Here is a 20,526-nt window from a genome sequence, read left to right as displayed (position 1 = left end):
TCAGTGCCCACCCAGTTCGCGAATGGTCTGTTTGAGGTTCTCGAAGTCGTACTCCGAAAGGCCGATGTAGTCCAGCACCAGCGGGCCGACCACGTTCCACTCATGGTCAACGCCCTGGTTGCCCAGCACCCGGTAGGAGGCACAGATGTGCTCGGCCATCTTCAGCACCGCCAGCAGGTTCTTCAGTTGGGTCTGGGTATTGCGCGACGACTCGTCGCGGAACACCGCCAGGGCATTGTGGTGGTTGGCGATGGCCGCGCTCAGGTGCTCCGGCAGGCGCCAGGACTTGGCAGTGAAGTAGCCGACCACCGAATGATTGGTGTTGAAGGCACGGTTCTCGGTATCCACCACGCGCCGGTCCTCGCCGGCATTGGCATAGGCCTCCTCCAGCACCTGCATGTAGTCGGGGAAACGCTTGAGCATCAGCGGCACGCCGCAGTCGTGGAACAGGCCCAGGGTGTAGGCCTCGTCCACCGCCTGGAGCCCGGTGCGCTTGGCCAGGGTCAGACAAGTCATGGCCACGTCCTGGGCGGTGTCCCAGAAGCGGTTGAGGGTGACGATGGTCTCGTCGCTCATCTCGCCCTTGATCGACTGGGCGTTGATCAGGTTGATGATCGAACGGCTGCCCAGCAGGTTCACCGCACGCTGGATCGAGCCGATCTTGTTGGCAAGGCCGAAGTGCGGCGAGTTCACCAGCTTGAGCAAGGCACCGGACAGGCCGGGGTCCTGGGCGATCAGCTTGGCGATGGTCTCCAGGTCCGGGTCGGGCATGTATTGCTCGAACTGCAGGTCGACCATGATCTGCGGTTGCGGCGGGATGGTGATGCCTTGCAAGGCTTGCTGGATCTGTTCGGGGCTGAGTTCCTGGGGCATGGACACACACTCGGAAAGGACGGCGAATTCTAACCCTGGATCCCATCGGCGTACCAACCACTGGCACCTTTTCCAGGAACTTTGCCACAGCCCCGCCAGCCTCCTTCTCAGGCCCATCCAGAAAAGGAGCACAACCCCATGAGCGCAGAACTGAACGGCAAGCGCGTGGCCTTCCTGGTCACCGACGGTTTCGAGCAGGTGGAGCTCACCGGCCCCCGCGAAACCCTGGAGCGGCACGGTGCGGTGGTGGATATCCTGAGCGACAAGGAAGGCACCGTGCGTGGCTGGAACCATGACAAACCGGCAGACACGTTCCCGGTCGACGCCACCTTCGAAAGTGCCAGCCTCGACCTGTACGACGCCCTGGTGCTACCTGGCGGCGTGCAAAATTCCGACACCATTCGAGTGATTCCGGCCGCGCAAAAACTGGTCAAGAGCCATGACTCGGCCAGCAAGCCCCTGGCGGTCATCTGCCACGGCGCCTGGCTGCTGGTGTCCAGCGGACTGGCCCAGGGACGCCAGCTGACCAGCTACAAGACCCTGCAGGACGATATCCGCAACGCGGGCGGCAACTGGGTCGACGAGGAAGTGGTGGTGGACGGTAACCTGATCACCAGCCGCAAGCCGGACGACATCCCGGCCTTCAACGAGCAGTTGGTCAGGGCGCTGGCGAGGTGAAACCGACAGCCCATTCGCGGCGGTTCGGGGCGCCGAACCGCCGTAAACAGGCCGGACCAGCCCCCCCGGAACCCGATCCACGCTTTATCGTCAACCGCCCCGGCCCTATGTCCAACGCGCTATAATCCCGCTCTTTTTCCCGGAGCGACGTCATGTCCCTGCCCAGCCTTCGCCTCAAAGCCAATGCCGACCGCCGCCTGCGCGCCGGCCACCTGTGGGTCTACAGCAATGAAGTCGACGTCGCCGCGACCCCGCTGCAAGGCCTGCGTGCCGGCCAGCAGGCGATCCTCGAGGCCGCCAACGGCAAACCCCTGGGCGTGGTGGCGGTGAGCCCCAACAACCTGATCTGCGCCCGCCTGCTGTCGCGCGATGCCAAGCTGCCGCTGGACAAGTCGCTGCTGGTGCACCGCCTGAACGTCGCCCTGTCCTTGCGCGAGCGCCTGTTCGACAAGCCTTGCTACCGCCTGGTCTACGGCGACTCGGACCTGCTGCCAGGCCTGGTGGTCGACCGCTTCTTCGACATCCTCGTGGTACAACTGGCCTCGGCCACCATGGAGCAGCACAAGGACGAGGTGATCGCCGCCCTGGTCCAGGTGCTCAAGCCCAGCGGCATCCTGTTCAAGAACGACTCCGCCGCCCGCGATGCCGAAGGCCTGGGGCGTTACGTCGAAACCGTCTACGGCGAAGTGCCCGACTGGGTGCCGCTGGAAGAGAACGGCGTGAAGTTCGAAGCCCCGGTGCGCGACGGCCAGAAGACCGGCTGGTTCTACGACCACCGCATGAACCGCGCGCGCCTGGCGCCCTACGTCAAGGGCAAGCGTGTACTGGACCTGTTCAGCTACATCGGTGGCTGGGGCGTACAGGCCGGCGCGTTCGGTGCCAGCGAAGTGTTCTGCGTCGATGCCTCCGCTTTCGCACTCGACGGCGTGGAGCGCAATGCCACGCTCAATGGCATCGGCGAAAAGCTGACCTGCATCGAAGGTGACGTGTTCGAGGCCCTGCGCGAACTGAAGGCCGCCGAGGAACGTTTCGATGTGATCATCGCCGACCCGCCCGCCTTCATCAAACGCAAGAAAGACCTGAAGAACGGCGAGGCAGCCTACCGTCGCCTGAACGAGCAGGCCATGCGCATGCTCACCAAGGACGGCATCCTGGTCAGTGCCTCGTGCTCGATGCACCTGCCGGAAGACGACCTGCACAGCATCCTGCTGACCAGCGCCCGTCACCTGGACCGCAACCTGCAACTGCTTGAGCGCGGCGGCCAGGGGCCGGACCACCCGGTGCACCCGGCGATCGCCGAAACCCGCTACATCAAGAGCATCACCTGCCGGCTGCTGCCCAACAGCTGACCGTCACCTGGGGCCGCCTCGCGGCCCCAGGTCGCATCACAGACCCAGCACCTGCGAAGCGATCCCGAAGTACACCAGTACCCCCGCCGCATCGGCGATCGAGGTCACCAGCGGCCCACTGGCAGTGGCCGGATCGAGCTTCAGGCGGCTGAGCATGAACGGCAGGCTCATGCCGATCAGGCTGCCGATGAGCACGATCACCAACATGCTGCTGGCGACGATCACGGCGATCTCCGGCCCGCCCCGCAGCATGCCCAGCGACGCCGCGGCGATCGCCATGGTGCCGCCCAGGGCCAGCGCCACCGCGCATTCGCGGGTCAGCATGCGCAGCCAGTCGCGTAACACCACCTCGCCCGTGGCCAGGCCACGGACCATCAGCGTCGCCGACTGGGCGCCGGCATTGCCGCCACTGTCCACCAGCAGGGGCAGGAAGAACACCAGGGCGATATGCGCGGCGATGGTCTCCTCGAACGCGGCGATGCCCGCCCCGGAGAACAGGTTGCCGAACACCAGCAGCACCAGCCACAGCACACGCTTGCGGTACAGCAGGCCAATGGTGGCCTCCTTGAGGTTGCCGACGTGGTTGGTGATCAGCGCGCCCTTGTGGAAATCCTCGGTGGCCTCCTCGACCACCACGTCGATGGCATCGTCGCAGGTGACGATGCCCACCAGCCGGCCAGCCTCGTCGAGCACCGGCACGGCCAGCAGGTCGTGTTCGCGGACCAGGCGGGCCACCTCTTCCTGGCCAGTGGACGTGCCGACGCAAATGACATCGCGCACCATGATCCGCTCGATCGGCTGGTCAGGTGCGGCCAGGATCAGCTCGCGCAGGGACAGGGTACCCAGCAGGTTGCGTTGCCCGTCGAGGACGTAGGCCTGGTAGATGGTCTCGGCATCGGCGGCCTCTCGGCGCAGCATGTCGATGGCCTGGCTGGCGCTCAGGCCGCGGTCGAGACTCGAGTATTCGCCGGTCATCAGGGCGCCGGCGGTGCCCTCGAGATAGCGGCCCTGTTGCAGGAGGCCATCGCGACGGGCCTGGGCGGCCTGGCGCGGGTCGAATGGCGAAGCGAGGGTATCGGATGTGCAGTGCATAAGGTTCTCCAGGCGCCGACCCAGGCGCCCGCAGACCTCAGCCTTGCCGGCTCAAGCCTTCGGTAGCCCTGGCGACGGCGCACTCAGTGCCAGGTTGCAGGTTCGTGACGAACTGAAACTGGGAAGGTCCATTGAGGTCGTGTCTCGTGAAGCCGCACATGCGGCGCGGGGATGATAGGCCAGGCGCACCGGCGCGTCAGTGGCGAAAAGGCCTTCTGGCTACATTTGGGAAGCCTCCTACAGAGCGTCTGTCAGATGAAATCATCGCCGAACCCCGTCCCAGATGGCCGCCGGCCATCCACATCGCCATTCCCTCGCCGCGCCAGCGGTGTAGAATCGGCCTATTCATCGCCAGACATCCCCGGCGGGTTTATGAGCTCTGGTCGAGCACGCGGCGATCCCGCGCTGTCTTCGACCTCATCCGTGCCAGTGGCAACCGGCCTCGGCGCAAAGGACAAGAGAAGCTCACTCCCCTTTTTGTGACCTGATTCAGCCGCCAGGAGTGCTTCATGCCTGCTTACCGTTCCAAGACTTCCACCCAGGGCCGCAACATGGCCGGTGCCCGTGCCCTCTGGCGCGCCACCGGGATGAAGGACGAAGACTTCAAGAAACCGATCATCGCCATCGCCAACTCGTTCACCCAGTTCGTCCCAGGGCATGTGCACCTGAAGGACCTGGGCCAACTGGTGGCCCGCGAGATCGAGCGCGCCGGTGGCGTGGCCAAGGAATTCAACACCATCGCGGTCGACGACGGCATCGCCATGGGCCACGACGGCATGCTCTATTCGCTGCCGAGCCGCGAGATCATCGCTGACGCCGTGGAATACATGGTCAACGCCCACTGCGCCGACGCCATCGTGTGCATCTCCAACTGCGACAAGATCACCCCCGGCATGCTGATGGCCGCCCTGCGCCTGAACATTCCGGTGATCTTCGTCTCCGGCGGCCCGATGGAAGCCGGCAAGACCAAGCTGGCCAACCACGGCCTGGACCTGGTCGACGCCATGGTCATCGCCGCCGACTCGTCTGCCAGCGACGAGAAGGTCGCGGAGTACGAGCGCAGCGCGTGCCCGACCTGTGGTTCGTGCTCCGGCATGTTCACCGCCAACTCGATGAACTGCCTGACCGAAGCCCTTGGCCTGGCCCTGCCAGGCAACGGTTCGACCCTGGCCACCCACGCCGACCGCGAACAACTGTTCCTCAGCGCCGGGCGCACCATCGTCGAGCTGTGCAAGCGCTACTACGGCGAGAACGACACCTCGGTCCTGCCGCGCAGTATCGCCAACTTCAAGGCGTTCGAGAACGCCATGATGCTCGACATCGCCATGGGCGGTTCGACCAACACCATCCTGCACCTGCTGGCTGCGGCCCAGGAAGCCGAGGTGGACTTCGACCTGCGCGACATCGATCGCCTGTCGCGCAAAGTGCCACAGCTGTGCAAGGTGGCGCCGAACATCCAGAAGTACCACATGGAGGACGTCCACCGCGCTGGCGGCATCTTCAGCATCCTCGGTTCGCTGGCCCGTGGCGGCCTGCTGCACACCGACCTGCCGACCGTGCACAGCCGCAGCATGGAGGAAGCCATCGCCAAGTGGGACATCACCCAGACCGATGACGAGGCGGTGCACACCTTCTTCAAGGCCGGCCCCGCCGGTATCCCGACCCAGACCGCCTTCAGCCAGTCGACCCGCTGGCCGAGCCTGGACCTGGACCGCGCCGAAGGCTGCATCCGTAGCGTCGAGCACGCCTACTCGCAAGAGGGTGGCCTGGCCGTGCTGTACGGCAACATCGCGCAGGATGGCTGCGTGGTGAAGACCGCCGGTGTCGACGAGTCGATCCTGGTGTTCGAGGGCAGCGCGAAGATCTTCGAGAGCCAGGACAGCGCCGTGCGCGGCATCCTCGCCGACGAAGTGAAAGCCGGCGACGTGGTCATCATCCGCTACGAAGGCCCGAAAGGCGGCCCAGGCATGCAGGAGATGCTCTACCCGACCTCGTACCTGAAGTCCAAGGGCCTGGGCAAGGCTTGCGCCCTGCTCACCGATGGCCGCTTCTCCGGCGGCACCTCGGGCCTGTCGATCGGCCACGCCTCGCCGGAAGCCGCCGCAGGCGGTGCCATCGGCCTGGTGCGCGATGGCGACAAGATCCTCATCGACATCCCCAACCGCTCGATCAACCTGCTGGTCAGCGACGAGGAACTGGCCGCTCGCCGTGTGGAGCAGGACAAGAAAGGCTGGAAACCGGCCGAAGCCCGCCCACGCAAGGTCAGCACCGCCCTGAAGGCCTACGCCCTGCTGGCCACCAGCGCCGACAAGGGCGCAGTACGCAACAAGGCGATGCTCGAAGGGCTGTAAGGCTCGCGGCACATAAAGAACCGGCGCCCTGTGCGCCGGTTTTCTATTTGTGGATAAATCCTTTCTGTAGTGTCTGTACCGCCCTATTCGCGGGCAGGTGCGCTCCCACAGGTTCGGCGCCGACCTCAAGAACAGCGCGATCCCTGTGGGGGCTTGCCGGCGATGGGCTGCAAAGCAGCCCCAACGCCACGCGCCCCACTAACAGGCCTGGTCAGGCAACCCGATCACTGGATCTGCTCCGGCGTCACTATCACCCAGTTCTTGTCCGCCGTCACCGGCACTCCTTCCTTCGCCTGGGCCGCGGCCTGCTTGGCGATCATCCCGTTCATCTGCGCCATGTACTTGGCCTTGCGGTTTATCCACAGGTGGATGCCACCCTTGCCCACGTCGACACCATGAAACTGCATGTAGCCATCGCTGGTCGGCGTATCGCCTCCCACCAGCACCGGCTTCTTCCACTCGTCGATGTAGGTGAGGATGGCCGCCTGCTTGCCAGCCATCCAGGTGGCCGGGGTCCATAGGTAAGGGGTCAGCTCCAGATCCTGGTTGGCCTTGGGATCGTAGCGGCCTTCGCTGATCTGCTTGCGCGCGGTGGTCAACTGACCGGTGGCGGGGTCCTTGAGCAGCAGGCTGACGCCGATGACGTTCTCGGGCTTCACGTTGTAGCCGTACCTGGGGTCGGAGGCGACCATGCGTACCAGCTCCTCCGACGCAGCGGAGATCACATAGACGTCGATGCCATTCTCCATCAGCTTGTTGAACAGCTCGGTCTGCCCAGTGAACACCTTGGGCGGCGGCACCTCCATGCGCTTGACCTGCTCACCGTCGTAATAGGTGGCGGGGACGGGCTTGCCGGACGCCATCAGTTCATCGACCTGGGCCTTCAGCGCCTTGAGGCTGAAGCCGGAGAACACCTGGGCCACCCAGGGGTAGCAGACCATGTCATCGATCTCGCACAAACGGTAGTAATAGCTGAACAGGCTTTCCTTGTGCTCGGCAGTGTCCTTGAACGGGATCAGCTTCAGGGAGGGGTCGAGCGTGTCGCGGCTGATCAGCCCTTTGTTCTCCATGAAGGGCAGCAAGGCTTCTTCCAGGTCGAAGCGATAGCTGGTGTTGTCCATGTCGAAGACGGCGTAGTTGCCCTGGTTGGCATTGGCCGCGATCATCTGGTCGAGCTGCCTGGCGGCATCCTGCGGCCAATGCTTGAGCTCGACGGCCCAGGTAGTGAAGCTGAGCGCCAAGGCCAGGCCGCCGGCGAGGACTTTCGGAGCGATCATGTGCGAATCTCCTGAAAAGTGGCCTTGGAACGCTAGCCAAACAACCCTGCCATCGCCCCCCTGACAACGACCTCCACGCAGCTGCAAACGCCGTGTTCATTGCCAGGAACGACAAGGTGTTATTCCATTTACGACTATCCAAATTCCATTTGGATATAAATTCGTTTGTTTTCAGACTGTTAGCATTTATGTTCGCAATCGCTCACCAGAGGCGACGCCCTTTCTGCTTTATCCTGGAGCTTCAATGAACCTGCCGCTGTCACTCAACCTGCTGGTGTTCCTGGCTTTGCTGCTGGGCCTGGCGCAAACCCGCCGTACCGACTGGAGCCTGGCGAAGAAAGTCCTGCTGGGCCTTGGCCTGGGCGTGCTGTTCGGCCTGGCCCTGCACACGTTCTATGGCGCCGGCCACCCGGTGCTCAAGGCCACCATCGGCTGGCTCGACCTGGTCGGCAACGGCTACGTGGGCCTGCTGCAGATGATCGTCATACCGCTGGTGTTCGCCTCGATCCTCAGTGCCGTGGCGCGCCTGCACAACGCCTCGTCCCTCGGGCGGATCAGCGTGCTGAGCATCGGTATCCTGCTGCTGACCACCGCCATCGCCGCGCTGATCGGCATCGCCCTGACCAACCTGTTCGGCCTGAGCGCCGAAGGGCTGGTGGCCGGAGCCCAGGAAACCGCGCGCCTGCAGGCGATCCAGAGCGACTACGCGGGCAAGGTCGCCGACCTCAACGTGCCACAACTGCTGCTGTCGTTCATCCCCAGCAACCCTGTCGGCGACCTTGCGCGGGCCAAGCCGACCTCGATCATCAGCGTGGTGATCTTCGCCGTGTTCCTGGGCCTGGCCGCGCTGCAGTTGATCAAGGACGACAGCGACAAGGGCGGGCGCGCCCTGGCGGCCATCGACACCTTGCAGGCCTGGGTGATGCGCCTGGTACGCCTGGTGATGAAACTCACCCCCTACGGCGTGCTCGCGCTGATGGCCAAGGTGGTGGCCAGCTCCAACCTGGAGGACATCCTCAAGCTGGGCAGCTTCGTGGTGGTGTCGTACCTCGGCCTGGGGCTGATGTTCGTGGTTCACGGGGTGATCCTGGCGATCTCCGGCGTCAGCCCGCTGCGCTTCCTGCGCAAGGTCTGGCCGGTGCTGACTTTCGCCTTCACCAGCCGCTCCAGCGCCGCCAGCATCCCGCTGAACATCGAGGCGCAGACCCGCCGCCTGGGCGTGCCGCAGTCCATCGCCAGCTTCAGCGCCTCGTTCGGCGCGACCATCGGCCAGAACGGCTGCGCCGGCCTGTATCCGGCCATGCTGGCGGTGATGGTGGCCCCGGCGGTGGGCATCGACACCTTCGACCCGCTGTGGATCGCTACCCTGGTGGCCATCGTCACCCTGAGCTCGGCGGGCGTCGCCGGCGTGGGCGGTGGTGCGACCTTCGCCGCGCTGATCGTGCTGCCGGCCATGGGCCTGCCGGTGGAACTGGTGGCGTTGCTGATCTCGGTCGAGCCACTGATCGACATGGGCCGCACCGCGCTGAACGTCAACGGCTCGATGACCGCGGGCGTGGTGACCAGCCAGTTGCTGAAAGAGACCGACAAAGAGGTGCTGGCCGATGACCAGCATGCCGAGCTGAGCCACTCCTGAGCGCCTGGGGCCGCTGCGCGGCCCCAACAGTCTCAAACCTTGTCCCAGACCTCGAAGCGATACGCAGGCCCCTCACCCTCGCCCGCCTGCGGCACACTCGACGTCAACGCCCACTGCGCCTGGTCGAACTCCGGGAACCAGGCATCCCCCTCCGGCGACAGCTCCACGCGGGTCAGGTACATACGGCTGACCAGCCCTTTCTCCAGCGCCTGCCCATACAACTGCGCCCCACCGATCAGCATCAGCTCGTCGACACCCTGCTCCCGGGCCCACTGCTCGGCACGCACCAGCGCCTGCTCCAGCGAAGCGAAGACCTCGGCCCCCGCAAGCGCAAGGCCCGGCTGGCGGCTGACCACGAGGTTCAGGCGGCCCGGCAATGGCCGGCCCAGCGAATCCCAGGTCTTGCGCCCCATGATGATCGGCTTGCCCAAGGTAGTGGCCTTGAAGTACTTGAAATCCCCTGGCAGGTGCCAGGGCATGGAGTTGTCGATGCCGATCACGCGGTTCTCGGCGAGGGCCGCGATCAGGCTGAGGGGAAGTGATGTATTCATGGGGGCGAGGATAGCACTCGTCGCCTGGGTTATGCTTTGCCCTGACTTGTGCAATGGAAGACCTTGTGACTGCACCGACCCCATTCGACAAACGCTGGCTCACCGAAGCGGTGCGCCTGCGCGAGGAGCACGCCGGCCCCCTCGAGGACCAGGAGGCCAACCGCCGCGCCCGACAGCAGGGCGGCGAACTGGCGGCGCGTATCGAGACCCGCGCCCTGTGGCTGGCCGAACGCGACGGCATGACCGCCGCCCTGCACCACTGGAAGCAGGGCGCGCGCCTGGCGCTGCTGGCCCTGCTGGTACTGGCCGTGCTCAGCGGCGCCGGCCTGGGCCTCGCCGCCCTAGGCGACGGCCAGCGCTCGGTGAACGTGTTCTGGGCCCTGGGCAGCCTGCTCGGGCTGAACCTGCTGATGCTGCTGGGCTGGGCAATCGGCTTCGCCTTGAGCGGCGAACACGGCGCCAGCCTCGGACGCCTGTGGCTATGGCTGAGCGAACGCTTCGCCCGCGACGCCAAGGCTGCGCACCTGGCCCCGGCATTGCTGGTGATGCTGCAGCGCCAGCGCCTGAACCGCTGGCTGCTCGGCCTGCTGGTGCATGGCCTGTGGTCGCTGGCGATGGCCGCGGCGCTGGGCATGCTCCTGGCGCTGCTGGCCGCCCGCCGCTATGGCTTCGTCTGGGAGACCACCCTGCTCGCTGCCGAACCCTTCATCACCCTGACCCAGGCCCTCGGCGCCCTGCCCTCGCTGCTCGGTTTCGCCGTGCCTGACGAAGCCATGATCCGCGCCAGCGGCGATACCCTTCCCGCCCTCGACCTGGCGCGCCAGGCCTGGGCCAGCTGGCTGCTCGGCGTGGTGCTGGTCTACGGCCTGCTGCCGCGCCTGTTGCTGGCGGCCATGTGCCTGTGGCGCTGGCGCCAGGGCCGAGCGCGCCTGGCCCTGGACCTGAGCCTGCCCGGCTACAGCCAACTGCGCGACGCCCTGATGCCCAGCAGCGAACGGCTTGGCGTGCAAGATGCCGCCCCGGCTACCCTGCCGCATTTCGAATCCGGCCAGGTGGATGCACAGCACGGCGGGGCGTTGCTGGTGGGCCTGGAGCTGGACGACCAGCGCCCCTGGCCTCCGGCCCTGCCGAAGGCGGTGATGGATGCCGGTGTACTGGACAGCCGCGAGTCGCGCCACAAGCTGCTGGAGCAATTGAGCCGCTTCCCCCCGGCGCGCCTGGCCATCGCCTGCGACCCCCGCCGTTCGCCGGACCGCGGCAGCCTGGCGCTGCTCGCCGAACTGGCGCGCAACGCCGGTGCCACCCGCATCTGGCTGCTCCAGGCATTGCCGGGCCAGGCGCTGGATGCCGCCCGCCTGGGCGACTGGCACGACGCCCTGGACCGCCTCGGCCTGCCGCACGCCGACACCTCGCCGCTGACCTGGCTGGAGCATGGCCATGACTGAGCCGCTGAAACTGGCCGTGGTCGGCCACACCAACGTCGGCAAGACCTCCCTGCTGCGCACCCTGACCCGCGATGTCGGCTTCGGCGAGGTCTCCCATCGCCCCAGCACCACCCGCCACGTGGAAGGGGCACGCCTGTCGGTGGACGGCGAGCCCTTGCTGGAACTGTACGATACGCCGGGCCTGGAGGATGCCATCGCCCTGCTCGACTACCTGGAACGTCTGGAACGCCCCGGCGAACGCCTGGATGGCCCGGCCCGGCTGGAGCGCTTTCTCCAGGGCAGCGAGGCGCGCCAGCGTTTCGAGCAGGAGGCCAAGGTGCTGCGCCAGTTGCTGTCCAGCGATGCCGGGCTCTATGTGATCGACGCCCGCGAACCGGTGCTGGCCAAGTACCGTGACGAACTGGAAGTGCTGGCCGGCTGCGGCAAGCCGTTGCTGCCGGTGCTCAACTTCGTCGCCAGCAGCCAGCACCGCGAGCCGCAATGGCGCGAGGCCCTGGCCCGCCTGGGCCTGCATGCACTGGTGCGGTTCGACAGCGTGGCCCCGCCGGAAGATGGCGAGCGGCGCTTGTACGAAAGCCTCGCCCTGCTGCTCGAAGACGCCCGCCCTGCCCTGCAGCGGCTGATCGACGACCAGCAGGCCCAGCGCCAGGCCCGCCAGCAAAGCGGCAAGCGCCTGATCGCCGAGCTGCTGCTCGACTGCGCCGCCTGCCGACGCAGCGTCGAGGCCGAGCCAGCCGCCGAAGCCAAGGCCATCGAAGCCTTGCGCCAGGAGGTGCGCCAGCGCGAGCAACGTTGCGTCGAGGCGCTGCTCAAGCTGTACGCCTTCCGCCACGACGACGCCAACGCTGGCGACCTGCCGCTGCTGGACGGGCGCTGGGGCGACGACCTGTTCAACCCCGAGACACTGAAACTGCTTGGCGTGCGCCTGGGTAGCGGGGTCGCGGCCGGTGCCGCTGCCGGGGCGGGGGTCGATCTGCTGGTGGGCGGGCTGACCCTCGGCGCTGCGGCGCTGGCAGGCGCCATCGCCGGTGGTGCGCTACAAACCGCGCGCAACTATGGCGCCAGGTTGATGGGCAAGCTGAAGGGCCAGCGCGAGCTGACCGTGGACGACGCGGTACTGCGTTTGCTGGCGTTGCGCCAACAGCAGTTGATGGCAGCATTGGATAATCGCGGGCATGCCGCACAGGACAGGGTGCGCCTGGGCGAGCTGGATGAGAAGACCTGGCGCGAAGGCAAGCTGCCCGAGGCGCTGAAACGGGCGCGGGCGCATCCGCAATGGTCGTCGCTCAATGCCGGGGCGCGGATCAACCAGGCAGAACGTCAGGAGCAGCTCGAAGCCTTGGTGGCAGAACTCTAAACAAGCCCCCAGGCCAGTCAGCCAAGCGGTATTGGGGCTGCTTTGCAGCCCCAGATGACAACTGAAGACACTTACTGCTGGGCAACCTTCTCCGACTTGCCGTCATAGCGCTTGCGCCACTCGGCCAGGATCTGGTCACGGTTCTGCGAGGCCCAGTTGAAGTCGTTCTTGATCAGGCGCTGCTCGTAGTCCGCCGGCAATTCGGTCTGCGGCTTGGCGATACCCGGCGCGGCGAGCACGGCGAAGTTTTCCTTGTACAACTCCATGGCAGCGGGGCTCGCGGAGAAGTCGGCCAGGCGCCTGGCGGCCTCGGCCTTGGGCGTGCCCTTGATCACCGCGGTCGCCTCGATCTCCCAGCCCAGGCCCTCCTTGGGCAGGACGATGTCCAGCGGTGCGCCCTGGCGCTTGAGCTGCACGGCCGGGTATTCGAAGGAGATGCCGATCGGGAACTCACCCGCAGCCGCCAGCTTGCACGGTTTGGAACCGGAGTGGACGTACTGGCCGATGTTCTGGTGCAAAGCGTCCATGTAGGCCCAGCCCTGGGGCTCGCCGAAGGTCTGCAACCAGGCGCTGACATCCAGGAAGCCAGTACCGGACGAGGCCGGGTTGGGCATGACGATCTTGCCCTTGTATTCAGGCTTGGTCAGGTCCTGCCAGCTCACCGGCTTGCTCAGGCCCTGCTTCTCGGCCTCGATGGTGTTGAAGCAGATGGTCGCGGCCCACACGTCCATGCCGACCCAAGCTGGCGGATTGGCCGCATCGCGGTAGTGTTCGCCGATCTTCGCCAGGTCCTTCGGCGCATAGGCTTCGAGCATGCCGTTCTGGTCGAGGATGGCCAGGCTGGAGGCGGCCAGGCCCCACACCGCGTCGGCCTGCGGGCGATCCTTCTCGGCCAGCAGCTTGGCGGTGATGATGCCGGTGGAGTCGCGCACCCACTTGATCTCGATGTCCGGGTTGGCCTTCTCGAAGGCCTGCTTGTAGCTCTTGAGCTGCTCGGCTTCCAGGGCGGTATAGACGGTCAGTTGGGTCTCGGCGGCCGAAGCCTGCAGGCTGAACACGGCGGATACGGCAGCGGCAAGTACCAGGGGCTTGAACATGGTGCGGTTCCTTACAGGGTTGGCAGTCGGTCAGTGGTCGGCGGCGCGCTGGCGCCAGGCCTGGGAGCGGCGCAACAGGCCGCGGGAAGCACCGGCCAGCAGCAGCGAGGCGGCCGCGCTGGTCAACAGGATCAGGGTCGACATGGCGGCGGCGCCGCCCACGTTGCCGGCGTCGTCCATGTTCAGCACGGCGACGGCGGCGAGGATGGTGTCGGGGCTGTACAGGAAGATCGCCGCCGATACCGTGGTCATCGCCGAGACGAACAGGTAGCGGACGATGTCCAGCAGCGCCGGCAGGCAGATCGGCACGGTGACCCGCAGGAAGTGCCGGTACAGCGGCGCCTTGAGCGACAGCGCGGCAGCCTCGAACTCGCCGTCGAGCTGGCGCAGGGCGGTGGTCGCGGTCATCTGCGCGGTGGTCAGGTAGTGGGCGATGGTGCATACCACCAGCAAGGTCATGCCACCGTAGAACACGTGCAACGGGTTGCCGCTGAGGTTGAAGAAGAACACGTAGCCCAGGCCCAGGACCAACCCCGGTACCGCCATGGGGATGAAGCTCAGCAGGCGCAAGGCCTGGTTGAGCAAGCGCTGGCCCTGGGTCTTCTCCATCAGGTAGGCGCAGGTGAAGATCACGATGCTGCCAACCAGCGCCGTGCCCAGGGCCATGGTCACGCTGTTGCGGTAGGCCAGCCAGCCGCCGCCGGCGGTGTCCTCGAACATGTAGTGTTTGAGCGACAGCGACAGGTTGTAGGGCCAGAACTTGACCAGCGAGGAGTACACCGCCATACCGACGACCAGCAGCAGCACTGCGCAGACCAGCAGCACGATGGCCAGGAAGCAGGCATCGCGGCGACGCGACGGCTTGGGCTGGAACACCTGGGCGCGGCCGCTCATGGCCTCGCCCTGACGGCGGCGCAGCCAGGCGTCGACGGCGAAGCTCAGCAGTGCCGGCACCAACAGGACCATGCCGATCAGCGCGCCACGGCCGAACTGCTGCTGGCCGACCACGGCCTTGTAAGCTTCCAGCGCCAGAACCTGGTAGTCGCCCCCCACCACGACCGGCACGCCGAAGTCGGTGATGGTCAAGGTGAACACCAGACAGAAGGCAGCGAACACCGCCTGGCGCGTGGCCGGCCAGGTGATGCTGCGAAACGCCCGCCAGGGGCCGGCGCCCATGCTCGACGCGGCATCGAACAGACGGGCATCGGCCAGCGACAGTGCCGAGAGCAGGATCATCAGGGCATGCGGGAAGGTGTAGATGGCCTCGCCGAGGACGATGCCCCAGAAGCCATAGATGTTGTCGCTGAGCAAACCGCGCAACAGGCCCTGGTTGCCGAACAGGTACACCAGGGCGATCGCCGGCAGCATCGACGGCGCCAGCAGCGGCAGCAGGGAAATGCCCCGCCACAGGCCCTTGGCTGGGATCAGGGTACGCTGCAAGGCATAGGCGAACAGGTAGGCCAGGGGCACGACGATGGCCGCGACGCTGAAGGCCACGCTCAGGCTGTTGCCCAGCAACCAGTGGAAATTCGCGCTGGCGAACAGCTCGCGGGCAGCCAGCAGGCCGCCACCCTGGCCGGCGTCGCCACTAAAACCGCGCCAGAAGATCGCCAGCAAGGGCATCAGCACGGCGAGGATGAGCAAAACCAGCAGCAGGCTCTTGCCGCCGACGACGAAGAGACGGTCCCCCAGGGCGACACCACTGCGTGGCACGGCCCTGGCCTGGGCTATCGATACGGACATTGGCGCGGCCATCTCAGGCAAAGACCTGCAGGCTGCGCGGCGGCAGGGCCACCCAGATATCCTGGGAACCCAGGCGCGGCATGGCTTCCGGCGCCAGCTCGGCGAGCAGGGCATGACCCGGCAGGGCCTTGAGCTCGAAGCTCATGCGGCAACGGTTACCGAGGAAGGTGATCTCGCGGACCATGGCCGGGAACAGGTTTTCCTCATGCACCGGCGGGTTGACCGTGATCGCCTCCGGACGGCAGAACAGCCGGCCACTGCTGGCGCGCACCGCTCCGGACGCCAGGCGCATGCTCATGCCACCGACCTGGGCATGGCTGTCACTGCTGCGCTGGAACGGCAACCAGTTGCCCTGGCCGACGAACTCGGCAACGAATGGCGTGGCCGGCTGGTCGTAGATTTCCTGGGGCGTGGCGTACTGCTCGACCTGGCCGTTGTTCATCACGGCGATGCGGTCGGCCATGAGCATGGCTTCGTCCTGGTTGTGGGTGACCATCAGGGTGGTGATGCCCAACTGCCGCTGCAGTTGGCGCAGCTCGGTGCACAGGTGCTCACGGACCCGCGCATCGAGGGCCGACATCGGCTCGTCGAGCAGCAGCAGCGACGGCGATGGCGCCAGGGCGCGGGCCAGGGCCACACGCTGTTGCTGGCCGCCGGAGAGCTGGCCGGGGTATTTCTTTTCGCTGCCCGACAGGCCGACCAGCTCGAGCATCTCGGCCACGCGCTGGCGGGCCTCGTCGCGGCTGCTGCCGGTCAGGCCGTAGGCGATGTTGGCCTCGACGGTGAGGTTGGGGAACAGCGCGTAGGACTGGAACAGGATGCCATAATCGCGGGCCTGGGGCGGCAGGTCGGAGATGTTGCGCTCGCCGATGTACAGCTCGCCACGGTCCTGGCGCTCCAGGCCGGCGATGCAGCGCAGCAGGGTGGTCTTGCCGCAGCCCGAGGGGCCGAGCAGGCAGACCAGCTCGCCGGCGGCGATGTCCAGGGAAACATCGTTCAGCGCCGTGAAGGCACCGAAACGCTTGTGGATACCGCGCACTTTCATTTGTGCGCCCGGGGTTGCGATGGCGTTGTTCATGACAGGGCCTCATCGAAGAGATGGAGGCCATGCTAGGGAGGCAATACGAAGGTTATGTGGCTGAGAGGCAAAAGCTGCCGATAGTGATATTCATGGATTTTGGATTGGCCCTGCCGGCGATGGGCTGCAAGGCAGCGCCAGCCGCTTGGACAGACGCCACCGATAGAACGATCAGAACTGCGACCCCGCCACCTCCTGCGCCACCCCCAGGAATGCCGCCGGCAATCGCGCCTGGCGCCGCTCTTTCAGGCAATACAGGTACTCGTGCATCACCGGCGCATCCTCCAGCTCCAGCACCCGCAGCTCCGGGTTATGCGGCACCTCGTGGCGGGCAATGATGCTGATGCCGATATTGCGCAGCACCGCCTCGCGGATCGACTCGCGGCTACCGATCTCCAGCAGCGCGCCCATCTGCACCTTGGCTTGCGAAAGCATCCGCTCGGTCAGCTTGCGTGTGGTCGAGCCCTGCTCGCGCATCAACAGGCAATGCCCGGCCAGGGCGTCGATGGCAACCACCTGGCGATGGGCCAGGGGATGGTTGCGGTGCACCGCCACCACCAGTGGGTCGCTGCCCAGCACCCGACGCACCAGCCGGGTGTCTTCCACCAGTTGCGACGAGGCGGCGATGTCGACCCGGTAGTCCTCGAGCATTTCCAGCACTTGCTGGGAATTGCCGATCTCCACCGCCACCTCGACCTGGGGCAGGCGCTCGCGAAAGATCTTCACCAGGTCGAGGACGTAGTACGGCGCAGTGGCGGCGATGCGCAAACTGCCCTGGGCCTGGCCGCTGTTGCGCAACTCGAACTCGATATCGGCCTCCTGCTGCAGCAGCGCCTTGACCATCGGCAGCAGGCGCGCGCCTTCGTCGCTCAGCACCAACCGCCGCCCGCCACGGTAGAACAGCTCCACCGCATACTGGTTCTCCAGGTTGCGGATCTGCGTGGTCACCGTGGGCTGGCTGAGCCCGAGCTTCTTCGCCGCCAGGGTGATACTGCCCAGCCGGGCCACCATATAGAAAGCCTTGAGTTCGGCGCTCAGCATGGTTTGGGGCCGCAGCGGCAAGCTTCAAGCGGCAAGCTGCAAGTAAAAGCAGGGCCGTGCACATTCATCCAACTCACTGTCACCTCGGTCAACTTGAAGCTGCAGCCGCTACTTGCGCAACAGGCGCAAGCCGTTGAACACCACCAGCAAGCTCACGCCCATGTCGGCGAACACCGCCATCCACATGGTGGCCATGCCGGCAAAGGTGATCGCCAGGAAAATCGCCTTGATGCCCAGGGCCAGGACGATGTTCTGGGTGAGTATCGCCGCGCTTTGGCGCGACAGCCTGACGAACGCCGGGATTTTCCGCAAGTCGTCGTCCATCAAGGCCACGTCGGCGGTCTCGATGGCCGTGTCGGTACCGGCGGCGGCCATGGCGAAACCGATCTCGGCGCGGGCCAGGGCCGGTGCGTCGTTGATACCGTCGCCCACCATGCCGACCCGGTGTCCCTCGGCGTACAGGTCCTCGATGGCCGTGAGCTTGTCTGCCGGCAGCAGGTTGCCTTCAGCGCGGTCGATGCCGACTTGGCCGGCGATGGCCTGGGCCGTGTGCGGATTGTCGCCGGTCAGCATGACAGTCCTGATACCCAGCTCATGCAGCTCGGCGATGGCCTGGCGGCTGCTGTCCTTGACCGTGTCGGCCACGGCGAACAGCGCCAGAGGCCCCGTGCGGCCAATCAGCAGGACCACGCTCTTGCCCTGGCGCTCCAACTGGTCCAGCTCGGCTTCCAACTGCGGCGAGCACAGGCCCAGTTCCTCGACCAGGCGGTGGTTGCCCAGGTGATACAGCTCACCGTCCACCTCACCGCGCACGCCGCGCCCGGCGAGGGCGGCGAACTCACCGACGTCGTCGAAGGCCAGGCCTTGCGCCCTCGCATACTGGGCAATGGCCCCCGACACCGGATGGTCGGAACGGGCGGCGAGGCTAGCGGCCAGCGCCTGGGCGCGGCCTTCGAACAGCGGATCGAGCACGTTGCTGTCAGTCTGCACCGGCTTGCCGTGGGTGAGGGTGCCGGTCTTGTCCAGGGCCAGGAAGTCCAGCTTGCGCCCACCCTCCAGGTACACCCCGCCCTTGATGAGGATGCCTTTGCGCGCCGCGGCAGCCAGGCCGCTGACGATGGTCACCGGGGTGGAGATCACCAATGCACAGGGGCAGGCCACCACCAGCAGCACCAGGGCGCGGTAGATCCAGTCGAACCAGGCACCGGCCATGAACAACGGCGGGACGATCGCCACGGCCAGGGCGACGGCGAACACTGCCGGGGTGTAGATGCGCGAGAAGCGGTCGACGAAGCGCTGGGTCGGCGCCCGGGCGCCCTGGGCCTGTTCCACCGCCTTGATGATCCGCGCCAAGGTCGATTGCCCGGCAGCGGCAGTGACACGGTACTCCAGGGCACCGGCCTGGTTGATGGTGCCGGCGAACAGCTTGTCGCCGGGGGCCTTCTCCACCGGCAGGCTTTCACCGGTGATCGGCGCCTGGTCGACACTGGACTGCCCCATGACCACCTCGCCGTCCAGGCCGATGCGCTCGCCTGGGCGCACCCGCACCAGGGCGCCGATGGGCACCGCGCGCACCTCGACCTCACGCCACTGGCCATCGGCCTGCCGCACCGTGGCCATGTCCGGGCTGAGCTGCATCAGCCCGCTGATGGCATTGCGCGCCCGGTCCAGGGAGCGGGCCTCGATCAGTTCGGCGACGGTGAACAGCACCATCACCATGGCCGCCTCCGGCCATTGGCCGATCAGCACCGCACCCGTCACGGCAATGCTCATCAGCGCATTGATGTTGAGGTTGCGGTTCTTCAGGGCGATCCAGCCCTTCTTGTAGGTACCCAGGCCGCAGCCAAGGATCGCCGCCAGCGCCAATGCAGCCACGACCCACTCAGGTGCCAATGCGCCGAAATGCACGACCTCGGCCATGATCGCCGCCAGGCCGGACAGGGCCAGCGGCCACCACCGGGTCTTGCTGGCGTGGGGAGCGGTGCTGGTGCCATCGTCCTCGTCGGCCAAGGGCTCGGCATGCATGCCCAGGCTGTCGATGGCACGCTCGATCGCAGCGGTACCGTCCAGGGTATGGCGCACGCCAAGCACCCGGTTGATCAGGTTGAATTCCAGTTGCTCGATACCGGCCAGCTTGCCCAGCGTGTCCTGGATCAGGCCCTGCTCGGTGGGGCAGTCCATGGCCTCGATGCGAAAGCGGCTGAGCCGCGCGCTGTCGCTGGCCGATTCGCTCAGTTGCACCAGGGCAGGCGCTGGCGCAGCGGCGCAGCAGCTGTGCGCAGGATGGTCATGGCAATGGCTTTCCTGGCCGTGGTCATGCTTGTGTTCGTGGCTGACAGGCTGGTTCATGGTTTCAATCCTTAGGTGAGCCTGTTGCCAAGTGAACACCCTGTAGCCACTATAGGGTCAAGCCCACCCGTGGAGATTGCCATGAAGATCGGAGAACTGGCCAAGGCCACCGACTGCCCCGTCGAGACCATCCGTTACTACGAGCGCGAGCAACTGCTGCCGGCACCGGCTCGCACCGAAGGGAACTACCGGCTCTACACCCAGGCCCACGTGGAGCGCCTGACGTTCATTCGCAATTGCCGCACCCTGGACATGACCCTGGACGAAATCCGCAGCCTGCTGAGCCTGCGCGACAGCCCCGAAGGCGCGTGCGGCAGCGTCAATGCGCTGATCGACGAGCATATCGAGCATGTGCAGGCACGGATCGATGGCTTGATGGCGCTGCAGGCGCAACTGGTGGAATTGCGTCAACGCTGCAATGCGCAGGGGTCGGAGTGCGCGATCCTGCAGCGGCTGGAGACGAACGGCGCGGTGACGGTACCGGAGGCGGAGCATTCGCACGTGGGGCGCAGTCACGGGCATTGAGCCCTGGCCTGCGAATGTAGGCGCGGGGCACGCCGGTCAGTCGAGACTTTCTGCCGCCAGTTGGGGCTGCCTTGCAGCCCCAAT

Annotated in this window: 16 protein-coding genes; 7 read left to right on the top strand and 9 right to left on the bottom strand. The window is 66.2% G+C overall.

What is annotated here, in order from left to right; all coding sequences use genetic code 11:
• Entirely contained in the window at positions 1-819 is an 819-nt protein-coding gene (locus WCE05_RS02495) for an HDOD domain-containing protein (RefSeq protein WP_225787716.1), read from the bottom strand.
• Between the two features lie 192 nt (positions 820-1,011).
• On the opposite strand from WCE05_RS02495, the gene WCE05_RS02490 reads away from it, so the two are divergent.
• Both WCE05_RS02490 and WCE05_RS02485 read left to right on the top strand, forming a co-directional pair.
• Positions 1,012-1,551 (top strand): type 1 glutamine amidotransferase domain-containing protein, encoded by a 540-nt coding sequence (locus WCE05_RS02490; protein ID WP_368815389.1) that lies wholly within the window; start codon positions 1,012-1,014, stop codon positions 1,549-1,551.
• A gap of 152 nt (positions 1,552-1,703) precedes the next feature.
• Positions 1,704-2,900 (top strand): class I SAM-dependent rRNA methyltransferase, encoded by a 1,197-nt coding sequence (locus tag WCE05_RS02485; RefSeq protein ID WP_225787579.1) that lies wholly within the window; start codon positions 1,704-1,706, stop codon positions 2,898-2,900.
• 36 nt (positions 2,901-2,936) lie between these two features.
• On the opposite strand, the gene mgtE is transcribed toward WCE05_RS02485, so the two are convergent.
• Positions 2,937-3,992, bottom strand: coding sequence for a magnesium transporter (gene mgtE / locus WCE05_RS02480; protein ID WP_368815388.1), 1,056 nt, complete (start codon positions 3,990-3,992; stop codon positions 2,937-2,939).
• Positions 3,993-4,501: 509 nt separating this feature from the next.
• On the opposite strand from mgtE, the gene ilvD reads away from it, so the two are divergent.
• Entirely contained in the window at positions 4,502-6,343 is a 1,842-nt protein-coding gene (gene ilvD / locus WCE05_RS02475) for a dihydroxy-acid dehydratase (protein WP_225787581.1), read from the top strand.
• A gap of 224 nt (positions 6,344-6,567) precedes the next feature.
• Here ilvD and WCE05_RS02470 read toward each other — a convergent pair whose 3' ends face one another.
• Positions 6,568-7,620 (bottom strand): haloacid dehalogenase-like hydrolase, encoded by a 1,053-nt coding sequence (locus WCE05_RS02470; protein ID WP_225787585.1) that lies wholly within the window; start codon positions 7,618-7,620, stop codon positions 6,568-6,570.
• Between the two features lie 244 nt (positions 7,621-7,864).
• Between WCE05_RS02470 and WCE05_RS02465 the strand changes: the two genes are divergently transcribed.
• The gene (locus WCE05_RS02465; protein ID WP_253100295.1) at positions 7,865-9,256 is read left to right on the top strand and encodes an L-cystine transporter; all 1,392 of its coding nucleotides are present in this window, start codon (positions 7,865-7,867) and stop codon (positions 9,254-9,256) included.
• 32 nt (positions 9,257-9,288) lie between these two features.
• Here WCE05_RS02465 and WCE05_RS02460 read toward each other — a convergent pair whose 3' ends face one another.
• The gene (locus WCE05_RS02460; RefSeq protein WP_225787587.1) at positions 9,289-9,807 is read right to left on the bottom strand and encodes a dihydrofolate reductase; all 519 of its coding nucleotides are present in this window, start codon (positions 9,805-9,807) and stop codon (positions 9,289-9,291) included.
• Positions 9,808-9,860: 53 nt separating this feature from the next.
• Between WCE05_RS02460 and WCE05_RS02455 the strand changes: the two genes are divergently transcribed.
• On the top strand, positions 9,861-11,252 hold the full coding sequence (locus WCE05_RS02455; RefSeq protein WP_225787588.1) for a DUF2868 domain-containing protein: 1,392 nt from the start codon (positions 9,861-9,863) through the stop codon (positions 11,250-11,252).
• A complete protein-coding gene (locus tag WCE05_RS02450) occupies positions 11,245-12,609 on the top strand; it encodes a GTPase/DUF3482 domain-containing protein (RefSeq protein WP_225787589.1) in 1,365 nt (454 codons plus the stop codon). Before WCE05_RS02455 ends, WCE05_RS02450 begins: the two co-directional genes overlap by 8 nt.
• Before the next feature lie 71 nt (positions 12,610-12,680).
• Here WCE05_RS02450 and WCE05_RS02445 read toward each other — a convergent pair whose 3' ends face one another.
• From WCE05_RS02445 to WCE05_RS02425, 5 genes are all read right to left on the bottom strand, one after another.
• Positions 12,681-13,706: a putative 2-aminoethylphosphonate ABC transporter substrate-binding protein gene (locus WCE05_RS02445; protein WP_225787590.1), complete on the bottom strand. Its 1,026-nt coding sequence runs from the start codon at positions 13,704-13,706 to the stop codon at positions 12,681-12,683.
• Between the two features lie 30 nt (positions 13,707-13,736).
• Positions 13,737-15,461 (bottom strand): putative 2-aminoethylphosphonate ABC transporter permease subunit, encoded by a 1,725-nt coding sequence (locus WCE05_RS02440; RefSeq protein WP_225787591.1) that lies wholly within the window; start codon positions 15,459-15,461, stop codon positions 13,737-13,739.
• Between the two features lies 1 nt (position 15,462).
• On the bottom strand, positions 15,463-16,527 hold the full coding sequence (locus tag WCE05_RS02435; RefSeq protein WP_253079846.1) for a putative 2-aminoethylphosphonate ABC transporter ATP-binding protein: 1,065 nt from the start codon (positions 16,525-16,527) through the stop codon (positions 15,463-15,465).
• 171 nt (positions 16,528-16,698) lie between these two features.
• Positions 16,699-17,568 carry a LysR family transcriptional regulator gene (locus tag WCE05_RS02430; RefSeq protein ID WP_368815387.1) on the bottom strand — a complete coding sequence of 290 codons (870 nt, stop codon included), beginning with the start codon at positions 17,566-17,568 and terminating at the stop codon, positions 16,699-16,701.
• Positions 17,569-17,676: 108 nt separating this feature from the next.
• On the bottom strand, positions 17,677-19,917 hold the full coding sequence (locus WCE05_RS02425) for a heavy metal translocating P-type ATPase (RefSeq protein WP_225787594.1): 2,241 nt from the start codon (positions 19,915-19,917) through the stop codon (positions 17,677-17,679).
• Between the two features lie 81 nt (positions 19,918-19,998).
• Between WCE05_RS02425 and cadR the strand changes: the two genes are divergently transcribed.
• A complete protein-coding gene (gene cadR / locus WCE05_RS02420) occupies positions 19,999-20,442 on the top strand; it encodes a Cd(II)/Pb(II)-responsive transcriptional regulator (RefSeq protein ID WP_225787595.1) in 444 nt (147 codons plus the stop codon).
• Positions 20,443-20,526 lie beyond the last annotated feature (84 nt).

It is taken from the genome of Pseudomonas sp. I2, assembly GCF_040984075.1.
Taxonomy (GTDB): Bacteria; Pseudomonadota; Gammaproteobacteria; order Pseudomonadales; family Pseudomonadaceae; genus Aquipseudomonas; species Aquipseudomonas guariconensis_B.
This window is presented reverse-complemented; position numbering and strand designations above follow the sequence as displayed.